The sequence below is a fragment of the Pontibacter fetidus genome, assembly GCF_010119545.1.
In the GTDB taxonomy this organism is placed as follows: Bacteria; Bacteroidota; Bacteroidia; order Cytophagales; family Hymenobacteraceae; genus Pontibacter; species Pontibacter fetidus.
Genome location: NZ_JAAEAA010000001.1, coordinates 271,181 through 284,372 on the forward strand (window position 1 = coordinate 271,181; position 13,192 = coordinate 284,372).

At 35.4% G+C, this 13,192-nt stretch carries 11 protein-coding genes; all 11 read right to left on the reverse strand.

The window, feature by feature from the left end:
• Positions 1 to 2: 2 nt before the first annotated feature.
• Entirely contained in the window at positions 3 to 1,352 is a 1,350-nt protein-coding gene (locus GWO68_RS01160) for an MBOAT family O-acyltransferase (RefSeq protein WP_202923622.1), read from the reverse strand.
• Positions 1,353 to 1,453: 101 nt separating this feature from the next.
• Complete coding sequence (locus tag GWO68_RS01165) at positions 1,454 to 2,122, reverse strand: hypothetical protein (protein WP_162344559.1); 669 nt, start codon at positions 2,120 to 2,122, stop codon at positions 1,454 to 1,456.
• Positions 2,110 to 2,559: a hypothetical protein gene (locus GWO68_RS01170; RefSeq protein ID WP_162344560.1), complete on the reverse strand. Its 450-nt coding sequence runs from the start codon at positions 2,557 to 2,559 to the stop codon at positions 2,110 to 2,112. The genes GWO68_RS01165 and GWO68_RS01170 overlap by 13 nt, the downstream gene beginning before the upstream one ends.
• 18 nt (positions 2,560 to 2,577) lie before the next feature.
• Entirely contained in the window at positions 2,578 to 4,302 is a 1,725-nt protein-coding gene (locus GWO68_RS01175; RefSeq protein WP_162344561.1) for a carbamoyltransferase family protein, read from the reverse strand.
• Between the two features lie 76 nt (positions 4,303 to 4,378).
• A complete protein-coding gene (locus tag GWO68_RS01180; RefSeq protein WP_162344562.1) occupies positions 4,379 to 5,608 on the reverse strand; it encodes a glycosyltransferase family 4 protein in 1,230 nt (409 codons plus the stop codon).
• Positions 5,568 to 7,448, reverse strand: coding sequence for an asparagine synthase (glutamine-hydrolyzing) (gene asnB / locus GWO68_RS01185; RefSeq protein ID WP_162344563.1), 1,881 nt, complete (start codon positions 7,446 to 7,448; stop codon positions 5,568 to 5,570). Before asnB ends, GWO68_RS01180 begins: the two co-directional genes overlap by 41 nt.
• The gene (locus GWO68_RS01190; protein ID WP_162344564.1) at positions 7,435 to 8,556 is read right to left on the reverse strand and encodes a glycosyltransferase family 4 protein; all 1,122 of its coding nucleotides are present in this window, start codon (positions 8,554 to 8,556) and stop codon (positions 7,435 to 7,437) included. Before GWO68_RS01190 ends, asnB begins: the two co-directional genes overlap by 14 nt.
• A 2-nt stretch (positions 8,557 to 8,558) precedes the next feature.
• A complete protein-coding gene (locus tag GWO68_RS01195; RefSeq protein ID WP_162344565.1) occupies positions 8,559 to 9,902 on the reverse strand; it encodes a hypothetical protein in 1,344 nt (447 codons plus the stop codon).
• Between the two features lie 15 nt (positions 9,903 to 9,917).
• Positions 9,918 to 11,063: a glycosyltransferase family protein gene (locus tag GWO68_RS01200; RefSeq protein ID WP_162344566.1), complete on the reverse strand. Its 1,146-nt coding sequence runs from the start codon at positions 11,061 to 11,063 to the stop codon at positions 9,918 to 9,920.
• Complete coding sequence (locus tag GWO68_RS01205) at positions 11,038 to 12,072, reverse strand: glycosyltransferase family 2 protein (protein WP_162344567.1); 1,035 nt, start codon at positions 12,070 to 12,072, stop codon at positions 11,038 to 11,040. Before GWO68_RS01205 ends, GWO68_RS01200 begins: the two co-directional genes overlap by 26 nt.
• An 18-nt stretch (positions 12,073 to 12,090) precedes the next feature.
• On the reverse strand, positions 12,091 to 13,134 hold the full coding sequence (locus GWO68_RS01210; RefSeq protein WP_162344568.1) for a CgeB family protein: 1,044 nt from the start codon (positions 13,132 to 13,134) through the stop codon (positions 12,091 to 12,093).
• Positions 13,135 to 13,192: the final 58 nt, after the last annotated feature.

A 13,192-nucleotide genomic window follows, 5' to 3' on the forward strand; every position in this document is an offset into this window, starting at 1 on the left:
AGCTAAAATTGAAAATAAATAAACTGATTAATTGGGCGAAGAAAAGTAAATACCAAAATTATCAGTACTGCAAAGTGTATTGTAGAAATGGCATGTTTTAAAACAGGTTTTCTATTCAGTGTTTCAGCCAAATATGTTTGGCTGAAATAGGCAGTACAGAACAGTAGTAACACTAGTGCAGTTACTATATAAGTATTTTCTCTCATCCCAAGGAACAAATATTGGGTAGGCTGCAACAGTTTTGCAAACATCTGGAATGTTTGTGTTAAATCATCAGCCCTGAATGGTATCCAGCTTAACATGGCAACGGGAAGTACAATAAACCAGCTTAACCATTTGTCATAAAACCTATACTTTAATCTTAAAGGTTTAAGTTTTCTTTCAAGGAAAATAACACATGCATGATAAATACCCCAAAGCACGTATGTCCAGCTAGATCCATGCCATAAGCCCATAATTGCCCAGGTTATAAATAAGGCATAATCCTTGTTGAACTTCTTAATCTGCGTCTGACTAACATCCAAACCTCCTGTCGATTTATCCATTACTTTGGCTCCAATTATTGGTAAGTAAAGATAATCTCTGATCCAGCTTGATAAAGAGATATGCCAGCGTTTCCAAAAATCCTTAAAGGATGTAGCTGCATAAGGGAAGTTAAAGTTTTCAGGAAAAGTAATCCCTAATAATTTGGCTGAGCCAATTGCGATATGGGAGTAAGCCGAGAAGTCAAAGTAGATCTGAAAGCCGAGGAGGAATGATAAAGTAAATACATCTAAAGCTCCTAAAGATGAAATTGCCATTTCAAAACCTTCATCTACAAATGGAGCAATGTTATCCGCTAAGACTACTTTTAGAAAAAGCCCATATAATATTCGCTTACAACCTTCCAACATATCATTAAGGTAAAAAGGAGGCCTTTCACGCAATTGGTCAATTAGCTCTACCGCTCTTAAAATTGGCCCTGCTACCAACTGAGGGAAAAACATTACAAAAGTACCATAAAGTATAAAGTCTTTCTCTGGTTTTAAAAAGCCTCTATAAACATCAACCGTATAACTGATCGTCTGAAAAGTATAAAAGCTTATACCTAATGGTAGTATTATATTAAGTGCCGGTGATTCAAATGGTACACCAAATACATTTAAAACGACTGAAAAGTTATCAATGAAAAATAGAAGGTATTTAAAGTAGAATAGTAATCCTAAATTTACTATTAGGCTAATGTATAAAAGGAATTTTTTGCGACTTTTACTATCTGTATTATATATCAGCAGTGAAAGCGCATAGTCATTTACTGCCGATAGCAGCATAACGGATAAAAACTCTGGTCGCCAAAAGCCATAGAAGGCCATACTTGATAAGAATAGCATCAGGAGTCTTAACCTGTATGGTAATATCCAATAAAGCAAGACTATCAAAATTAAAAAAACGATGTAAGTAACAGAGTTGAATATCATAGTACCTGTTCTTTTAGTCTTTTAGCTAAAATGATGTGCCCTTTATATTGAAAGTGCATAAAATCGAGTTCTCCACCGTCTCCGCCAGTTGTGCTAGCTTTTGTCCCCCAAAAACTATTCGGAATTGCATTTTCAAGATTCAGAACTTTGAAATTATAAGAGGCTGCTAGATTTTTTAACCTTCTTTTAAAACTGGTATATTCAACTTGGTCGTAAGGAATTTCAACATCATGCCGAATAGGTGGTATATAAATAACAGGCTTAATGTTTCGCGCTTTACAAAACTTTAGTATAGCATCTAGTGCGAACATATTTGCCTCGTACCTATTTTTTATAAGTTTCCGTTTAGTTTGTGCGTTAATACCAAATAACCAGTTCCTGAAGTTATATAGGCGGTTAAACAAATCCCCACGAACTGAACTCCTCTTGTGCCATATGTCTGTTTGTTTCTCCAGCCATTCATTCAGAAACTGCTCACTCCTTTCCTGTGGTGTTAGATCAATTTCTAAATTAGATGCAGGTTGATCCTGAACCTTCTCTTCAGCCAGAAGTTTGTTTATTTTGTTGGCAAAAGTATGATTAGCTTCAATTTTAAAATCAGGATCAGTTTTTTTGATGTCATTAATAAGATCAGCCCGAATACCATCCTCCCTTAAATCATCCAAAATACCGGAATTGTAACATGTGTTACGGGAAGTTCACGGGTCATAAAATCCAAAACAAGATATAGCTCTTGTAAATTTGCATTAGGAAGAGAAGAAGCGAGTACTTCATACTTAGTATTTGCTAATTCATCATGTAATAAAGCTGGATATGTTGTTTCTCCATCACTCATTTGATTTACAGAATGAGTTTGTGAGTTCCCTAAAACAAGTATAGTGCTATCCTTGCTGCTTTGTTCCCACCTCTTTTTTAGCAATTCATAATTACGTACACCCATTATGTGAATAGGCACTCCGTCAATATAGGCGAAGTGGGACACTGTTTGTTCGCCAAGTGCAAGCTCTTCAAAATTTTCCTCTTTGTTATATAGCCTTAATAGCAGGAAATAAGCAATAAGCCCACCTAAAAAAAGTGGGCTCAAAACCTTAAAATGTTTCATTTTGTAAAACAAATTTATTTATCGCTCTATTACAATATTTTCCAGTACTAACATATCCATCTTGGTTCTGAGAAAACAGTCTAAAGCTTCTTTTGGTGTATTTACAATAGGCTCATTCTCGTTAAAAGATGTATTCAGAAGTATAGGCACATTTGTTTTTGCATTAAAGGCTTTGATAAGATTATAATACCGGGGATTATTTTCAGCATCAACAGTCTGTAAGCGCCCTGTGCCATCTACGTGTGTTACAGCCGGAATTTCTGCATGTTTTTCTTTTCGAATAGGAAAAACCTTCTCCATAAAGGGTACATTATCTGTAATTTCGAAATACTCAGACACATACTCTTTCATGATGGAAGGCGCAAAAGGACGGAAGCTTTCTCGGCGCTTAATCTTTGCATTAAGTAAATCTTTTGCATCAGACCTGCGAGGATCGGCAATAATAGAACGATGCCCTAAAGCGCGGGGTCCAAATTCTGCTCTCCCCTGGAACCAACCTACTACACCTGCATCTAAAAGGCGATTTGTAACACGCTCGTACAGTTCTTCATCGGAATAGCGGGTATAGCTTATGTTTTGCTCAATTAAATAGGCTTCAATTTCGTCATTGCAAAATCGGCTGCCTGTTGAGGCATGGTAAATTGGTTGCAGTCGGGGCTGCCCTAGAACGTGGTTGTACAAGTATAAAGAAGAACCAAGTGCTGTACCTGCGTCGTGCCCGGCTGATGGAATATACAGCGACTCAAATGATGTATTTGCCAGAACTTTTCCGTTTACAACTGAGTTTTGAGCCACTCCACCTGCAATGCAAATATTTTTTAAACCCGTCCGTTTTTGTAAATGATTCAGAATATGAAAGATCAGCTCTTCTGTAATGCGTTGAACTGAGGCAGCCAGGTCTTTATGGTATTGCGTAAGCTCATCGGTTTTCTGCCTTGCTGGCCCAAACATATCAACTAAGTAATCTGAGAAGATTGGTCCTATGTTAGGCTCCCCACCTTCCCAACTCATTTGTACACCTTCTTTAACATGGCGAAAGTATTTGATATTCAATTCAAACAGGCCATTATCTTTAAATTTAAGTACATCCCGTAGCTTTTCTACCATGGTAGGCATGCCATAAGGTGCAAGCCCCATTACTTTGTACTCATCACCATACTTATCAAAGCCCAGGTACTGTGTAAAGGCAGTATAGAAAACACCTGCTGAGTGGGGATAAATTACTGAATCCAGAACTTCAATTTTATTTCCGCGACCTACCCCAATCATTGTTGATGTAAAGTCACCAAAGCCATCAATGGAAAGTATAGCAGCTTCATCAAAGGGAGATGCAAAAAAAGCACTGGCCATGTGGCTGCGGTGGTGTTCTATGTTTTTTATTTCAGCTTTTATTTCAATAACAGGTACGCCTAAAGCCTGCGAAAGCTCCTCTTTAACATTCGCAACTTTTTTGGTATTTGCCAGCCTGTCAATAAGCGTTTTAGCACTTACAAGATTTTTGGCAGCATGTATCAGTTTTTTATGAATGTTGGCAGATGGATCTCTTGAAATGGTAATATAATCTATCTCCGAAATAGAAACACCAGCTTCTTTTAAGCAGAACTTAACAGCTTCGCTGGGAAAGCCAGCCCAATGTTTTATTCTTCTGAAACGTTCTTCCTCAGAAGCAGCAATCACATCTCCATTGTGCATGATGCTGGCAGATGAGTCGCCATGGTAAGCATTAAGTCCTAGAATATACATAGTATTTAGTTTGGGTAAAGTGTAAGTTGCTCAACTCCCTGAATAGGAATACAAAGCTAGAAAATTAGATAAAGAATTAAATATATTTACTTTTAAGAAGAGAATCTGTGGAGAGATAGTCTCGGGTAAATAATTTATAATTGGCTTCAACAGCGGCAGGATCATTTATATATTTCTTCGCATATTCGAATGCTTTTACAGACATATGGTTAAAATGTTGCGCATTTAACTGTACCAGATCATCAATAGCTTCCAGAAAATCCCCAACTTCAGTTAAAGATAGATCATATCCAACTCCTGCGGTCTTTAATCCGCGCCAAGGAGTTTTATCGCTAATAAGAACAGGGCATCCACTTGTTAAGCTCTCAAGTATGATGTGTCCAAAATTTTCTCCTTTTGTTGGCATAAATAAAGCATGGTAATTTTGCAGCGTTTCTGCTACCATATTGTTATCCAAACTACCGTAGTAATTTACTTTCACATTACGGGGCATGAGTTTGTATATTTCCTTACACTTTTCCCAATACTGCTCGTTATAAACCGGCCCAAAAATATCAAATGTAATTTCCCCTTCTCCCCTGTATTTGCTTAAGGTCTCAAGTGCAAACAATGTATTCTTCTCCGGCGAAATTCGGGCAACGCTTACCAGCTTAAGCTTGCCGGGCTCCTTTATACGCCGCGTGCTTTTTACATCATTTACTTGTTTAGGCAAATTAGGCGCAATAAGAATTGCATTTTTTTCGCCTAATATGGCTTTAATATCCTTTTGCTCTGCCAGGTTAGTAGCATGGAATATTACGCCTTTATAAAGTTGTAATTTTTTAGCAATAGAAAAGAAAGCTTGCTTTTTACCGCTCTTTACATTTATTGACCCCGGAGCAAACATACCTCGACCAGAAAGTATAATTTTTGATTTATTTATAGCCTTTGCAAACAGTAAGGGTAACAGTGAAAAGTATAAAGAATAGATCCCATTTATAAATAATACATCAGCTGAAGTGTCTTTAACAAGTTTGAACAAACGCAGCGGAGATAATCCTTTTCTCGAGAAGTAAAATACATGAACATTATCTTCCAACTTAGTCCAGGTATCTGAACTTATACCTTTATAAGGTACATCAGAGCAATAGTCTGTATCACGGGTAATTACCCAGAATTCATACTTATCTTTCAGATGCGTTATGAGGTTTGCACAAGATTGTATAGGCCCTCCTGCTTTATATCCCGGCAGGAACCAATCAATTGTAATGAGAATACGTTTTTTTTTATGCAACTCCATTCTCTTCCAGCCAATTTTCCAATACAACCAGGTACCATACTTTAGCCCATGTAACCTGAGGTTCTCTCTTCAGGAAATTTCTCCAGATTGTTAGTACTTCATCCTTTACAAATAGATCTCTTGCTGCCATGTTATGTAATTTCGTTTCACAAAAGGAATATAACTCGTTTTTAAGCCATTCTTTCCAGGGTAATGTAAAGCCCATCTTGGGGCGGTTAATAATCTCAGGAGGAAGCAGATCACCCACTGCATCAGTCAGAAGCTTTTTGGGTGTGTGCGGATATTTATACTTATCAGATACTCCCATCACATACTCCACTAGTTCATAATCCAGAAAAGGTACCCTTACCTCCAGAGCATGTGCCATACTCATCTGGTCTGTATCGCGTAGCAGGGTGTTTTGCATATAGGTTCTCATTTCAGCTGCTGAGACCTGGCTAAGTAACGGAAGCTTAACTCCTGCCTTGTACTGTTGTGACATGCTCTCTCTAACTACAAGACGTACATGATTCTCGGGTAAAATACTCATGCCTGTCAGTTCTTTGATATAGCTTTCAGATAATACCTGCCGTGTTATGGGATAAGTATCCTGCAACGACCATGATGGCAGATAAAGTAACTGCTGGATTTTATCTGATGCAACAGACGGTTTAAACCTGGTAAGTGACTGGCCAACAGCTTTTCTTAAGAACAGCGGCAACGATGCCAGCCATTTATAGTGCTGGAGGGCGTACATCCGTTTAAAAACATCGTATCCGGCAAAAACCTCGTCACCACCCAGCCCGGATAATGCCATTGTAATACCAGCCTCCCTGGTTACTTTAGACACTACAAATGTATTAGGACCATCTCCACTAGGGTGGTCCATCGCATTTAATGCTGTAGGTATAAGTTGAAGAAAATCATCAGGCTTTAGTCGGATATCATGATGTTCAGTTTTAAACTTCTTAGCAATTATGGCAGCATATTTTGCTTCGCTGAACTCTTCCTCTTCAAATGTTACAGAGAATGTTTTTACCTGCTGCGAAGCAACCTGGCTCATTAAACCAACTATAATACTGGAGTCAATGCCGCCGGAAAGGAAAGCACCAAACGGAACATCAGCCACCAACCGGCGCTCCACCGATTTTTGCAGCAGGTTAAATATGTCCTGCTTTATTTCTTCATAACTTTTGTTGCCAGCGTCATTAACTGCATTCTCCTCCGGGCTCCAGTATCTTGTGATTTCTACCTGTCCTCTCTTCACCAACATCGTATGGCCAGGAAGAAGCATGTGCACATTTTTAACAATGGTAGCTGGAGCATGCACTGTTTGATAGCGTAAATAATCTATTAATCCTTCGTGGTTCAGTTTTTTGGGAACAAAATTGCTTTTAAGCAGTGCCCGTACCTCCGATGAGAAAAGAAATAGTTCATTGTGGCGGTAATAGTACAGCGGTTTTACACCTAAGCGGTCGCGTCCAATGAAAAGATCTTGCTTTCGTATGTCCCAGATTGCAAAAGCAAACATGCCATTGAAGCGGTGTACGCATTCATATCCCCAGCGCATGTAAGCTGCAAGTATAACCTCAGAGTCTGTATGAGTTTGAAAAGAATATTCTCTTAGTTCTTGTTTTAGCTCCTTATAATTATATATCTCGCCGTTAAAAACCAGTACCAGGTTACCATCCATACTATACATTGGTTGATGCCCGGCTGAAGTTAGATCTATAATAGATAAGCGATTCTGCCCCAGTGCTATTCCGGACTCGACATAAACACCACTATCATCTGGGCCACGATGGGCAATAGCCCTGTTCATTACCTCTATTACTTTTTTGGCTTCCGAAGTGTTATCAATTCCAATTATACCATTAATGCCGCACATGTAGATTTATCTCCTTTAGTATTGCCTGAAGTCTTGTCTTAAAGCAGTCAAAGCCAAATTTATCAATTACACGAAACTGCAGAACTTTCTTTAGTTCAGTTGTTCTGTTACTTTTCAATTCTTTAGTTATTGCTACTGCTATATCATTCGTATTCGTCGGATCTACGAGCGTTCCTAAGTTACCGTGATCAAGAGCGTCAACGCTGCCATCGGCATTTCCCGCAATTACAGCAAGCCCACAAGCCATTGCTTCAATATAAACTATCCCAAAACCTTCTTCACGGCTTGGCATTACAAATACATCACCAAGCAAGTAATGGTCTGTTAATTCTTCTTCCAGGATATACCCTGTCAATATAACCTGATCCTCTACTCCTGCTTTTTTTGATAATGAAATTATGCGATCATACTCTTTTTGATCATACTTGCCTACAATAACATATTTAACAGTTGGTTCACTTTTCAACACCTGTGGTAAAGATTTGATAACTGTATCATAGCCTTTATATCCCTCTTGTGAAGATAAACGGCAAACAGACAGTATTACTTTATCCGACTCATCTAAATTATAACGTTGTTCTAAATAAGAAGGCTTATCAAATTTTGCAGGAAATTGAAAGTAAGGATCTAATGTATTCGGAAAGAGTTTAATTTTATTTTGATCTACTTTTTGATCCTCAACAAGTTTAGCTTTTGTAAAACTACTAACTGATAGAATCAGGTCAACCATTCTTAATAATTTTCTCTTCACCCATGGTAGCTTATACCAGACATCAATGCCATGAGCAATGAGTATAATCTTTAGTTTAGGATTAATAAGCTTAGAAAGGAGGGCTATGGGAGCCAGATTAATGTGTCCAATAAGTAGAACATCTACAGTAGCAGCCTTTTGTATAGTCCCTATTAAGTATTTAAGTTTATTTCCTGAATAAATGATTATATTTTTTTCTGAAATATAAACGCCTGTAAAGTTCTGATCATAGGCAGATATGGCCGTATACTCATACTCTAGTTTAACTTGGTCTAAAGCCTTTAATAGTGCTTTATTAAATTTTTCGATGCCGCCATGACCTTTAAAAGCTGTAAGATATGTAAAGAGTAATTTCAAGATTAGAGTTTTGTATTAAATATTTTGTTACTAATCCAATAAACCAGAAAGACAACTAAAGAGGCTTTTGTAATATGGTTCAGGCCTGTTGTAATATCGCTTTCTGCCTTAATAGCTTGCTGAAAGATTAGAGGTATCCAGAGTATAAGAGACGGTGTCGCAATTGACCACTTTGATATTAATGATAGTACTAAAGCATAAAATAAACCTAAAATAAACATAAATATTGCACCTCCAATTGTTGCAAAGTTTGCATATGCTTCCCCAAGAGGGCTTAAATCCATACTTGTCCCTTTCACTAGTAATAAGCCGGTGTACTTTTCAAAATACTCTCTTCCTCCTGATGTAGCTTTATCTGCTGCAATAAATCGGGGTAACAAAGTAGCCACTAAACCATTCGTAATAGTTTCACCATTGGCAAATGGCTCTTTACTTGGAGTATGAAGCATTGTATGTCCCACAATCCACCCTTGATTTATTCTGTAAATGAAGTGCTTATTATTTCTTTCTGAAAAGAGTCCCTGTTCAGAAATCCTTTTAGAGAAAGATGACTCTAATACGTCTACCTTTGTAATATCTTCAGTTACTAATCCACCCCATACAGCATTTCTATAATCACCTTTTATAGCCTGTAATCCAAACGCCAGTAAACCACCCATACACACAATTAAGAATTTAGTTAGTACAGAAGGCCTATAACTTAAAGCAAAAAGGAGGAAAAGAAAACCTAACCAAAGCAATAAGTCATGGAACATAGTAAATGCAAAGGCATCCAGAACTAAAATAATTAGAACTCCTCCTATATAAATAAATTTATCTCTACGTTCGGAAAATAAGAGGTAAAAAGCACCTATATACTTCAAGTTAGCTAATAGGTAAAAAAAGAAAGCTAAAGCAGTGGGGAATAAAGGACCTATATATGTTAAGATAACGCCAAAAAAAATGAGGTAAAGCCCTAAGGAGTGCTTGTCTTTGAGATAAGCCTTTAAATTAAGAAATATTCTATTCTCATTTAAATAATGGTCCTTTATAGTATACAAACCAATTGCAAAAAGTAAAATACCAGGGATAGCAAGCGCAAAATAATCTTTCTGCGGTACTGGCATGAAATAATAGTCGAAGGAATCCAAAAAATTATAACTCAGGTAAGGACCTAAAATCCACTGGATAGTAGCAATTAAAAGTGTTAAAGAGCGTATAGCTATAGTTTTACCTAATTCAGTTAAAAAATTTAATAAAGAAAGAATGGATATCAATATGCATAAATTATCAGGCTCATTAAATCCGTATAATAAGCTGTAAAACAAGATAATAATAGCTAAAATTAATATATAACTGTTTTTCATTATTTAAGAAGCAAACTATTTCAATTCATCAACTAATTGGCTATAAACTTCCTCTGCAATAAATTTTATTTCCCTTTCTTCAATAATAGAACGTTTAGAAATTAAATAATCTGCATTAACATCTTTTAATTCTTTAAAATTAATTTTTAAAACTCTTGGTCTACTGAGTTCCCAAATAAATGGGTAACTGCCTTTCAATTCGACTGGAAATATAACATCTAGACCGCATACAAGATATTCAAAAAGTTTATTCGGGGCATTATACACATAATTGGGTATATGACCTTTATATAATATAACACCAATATCATAATCTGAAAGTATAGCAGGGAGCTGATGATAGTTTATCCCTCCTCTCAGGTTTATCCAGTTAGAAGTATTTGATTTAAAGTATGCTTCAGCTTGATTACTTATATTCTGACTCCAGAAATCCAGTGTTACATTACCATATTGTTGTGTAACCCAATTGCATAACTCTTTGGTATACATTGTTTCAGTACAAAGCGCACCAACATAAACTAGTTTAAGTGGCTTTGATGAAACTTTCGCATTAAGGTTTGTTTTATTTTTTATCCAGCTTCTTGGAGGATAATTGGGTAAGATTTTTATATTGGATATGTTATTATCTATATTATCTTTTGTAAACAAATCAGCTCTCGTTTGATTTGTGTGTGATATCCACTTATAAGATTTATAAATCTTCTGCTCCAATTTGTGTATTATCCTGGTCATAACCATTCCGCTCTGATATTCTTCAGGAGAAGTGTATTCGTGATAATGCACTAAAATCTCAACATTTCTATTCCATATAGTTTTATAAAGCAGAGCAGGTAAGGCAGATATGGATTCGTAATAAAGTATCTTCTGTGGCTTATAACCAATTAACTGGAAGAAAACTTTAATGTTAAATGTCAAATAATTCAGTATGCGCTTAATTTTATTATCTTGATGTTCAATACCAGGTAATTTTATGACCTTGATATTACTGGGGTGAAAAGTATCTTCATCTTGCTTTGTCGTCCATACACTGTATTGAAGCTGTTTTTCTTCCCGCTCTTCAATGTAATTAAGAAGGTTTATAATAGGTGGATATTTCTCAAGTGGGGAGTAATGTATTATAGCTATGGGATGGTTCTTATGATTTAATTTTTCTGTAAACATAAGATTTGAACTTCTTAAAAATAAAGGTTGGAGTAAACAAACCAACTGTTGTAAAAATTGAATATAGAAAATATATTTTCAAAAGATCATCCTTTTTAAGAAGTTTTGCTGTAGAAACCTGGCTTGGTCTAAGCCCAACAGCTAAGCCAAGTGAGGATACTAAAGCATTATTTGTTCTGTAGTCAATTAGCCAGAATGGATAAGTTGTTGTGTAAATTCCTTTAAGAACTTTATAAGCGACATCTTTTTTGTTAAACCCAGCATCTTCAAAAGACGAAACTATTACGTTAGCAACAGAAGGCAATCCTCCATCAGCAGGTTTGAACTCATATATATTTCTCGCTAAAGTATCTCGGTAAGAATTAGCAATTTTATTTTCAATTATTATGTCTTTACTTACTAAAGGTTCTTTGATAGTAAAAAGGCTCCCTCCCTTTGCTATTATCAAACTTGCCATATACATCTGAACATAAATACTTTTGTCATGTTTATCAGTATTGACTTCCAGAAACTTTTCTCTTTTAAATATTATGCCAGCAACAAAGCTAAAAGACTTATAAAATTTAAGGGCTATATGTAGACCATTTCCTACAACACCAGTGCTTAAAGCTCTTTGTGTAATATTTTTTGGATTAGAAAATTCTGAATAATTACAAAATCCTACATCTGGATGATTAGAATTTCTTAAAAAGAGAGCTAATTCTTCAATTACTGTAGTCTTTGTTAAAGTATCATCATTCCCTAATATAAAAAGATAATCGCCACTAGCTAATTCAAGACTCTGCCTTAAATTGCGATCATACCCTAAGTTGGTTTTGTTCTTCTTGTAAATTAAAGGATACTTATAATTAAATTGTAATTTCTTGATTTGCTCTTCTGTATCATCAGTTGAACAGTCATCACTTATAATTACCTCTATGTCAGAATAAGACTGTTGTACTATTACTTCAAGATTTTTTAAAAGATATTGAATTCTATTATACTGAGGTATACAAAGTGATATTTTCATTGTTTATTTAATAAAAACTTAACTTAAATACTGATCAACAATGCTGATTAAAGACTTAGCTCTATCATGATAACTATAATTTGAATTAACTGATCTTTTGTAAGCATCAGCTTTTATTTTTTCAACTGCACTAATTGAAAGCTTCTTCAAATAAATTATTTGATCCTTTAATTCCTCAACAGACTCAAAATAAAAAGCCTCTTTATTTTCTTCAAAAAAATTTAAATGTTCGTCTGTTCTGTTTGTTAGTAAAATCCCTCCATAACCAGGAACTTCAAATGTTCTCATGTTATGGGTTTTTTCCAAAATGTTTTGTTTTCTAAGTAAATTAATAGATGCTAACGAATTATAGGTTACATCGATATAACTCTGTCCATACAAGGGCTTGTTTTGATACATTTCTTTTACTCTAGGATTAAGTATAGAACGTGAATGCCACTTTGTATCACCATATATTTTGACTCCTATCTCGTTAAAATTAGATAAAATTTTAGCCCTGCTATTGTCATAAGCTCCTATAAATATAACATCATTTAAATATGATTCGGCTCTTTTAGCTTTTTTAGAAGAATCATATCCAAATGGAATTGTATAAGCATCGGTATTTAGCTGAGTCTTCAACTTATCTGTTATATTTTTTGAGTAGCTAAAATGAATATGATATTTGGGTAGACTATTTAAAATGTTTTGATTACCACTACCTCTTGAATAAAATTCAAATGGATGATCTGGATTATAATTTGCGATTAGTTTGGTATTTGTTTTCAGAGCATCTATAGTTTCGGGATAAATTTCCATACCCTTAAACACAAGTATAAAATTCGGTTTTAGTTTTGCAGCAAATTCTATTAACTCCTCATTTATATTATCAAGGAACTTATTAGAAAATCCTAACCTGTAGGCTACTTTATTTAAAATAGAAGTTCCTAAATATCTTCTAAATGGGGTCTGAATATCATATTTGAAAACTTGTATCCTCAATAATTTAAATGATTCGCTATAAAAGTTTTCAAGCGCTCCTTGTCCAAAAGAACCAATTATAAGAATTTTATCAATCTTCATTAGGTGAATTTGCTAATCATAGATATTGTGGACAAAAATATTGTATATGGTGATAAAC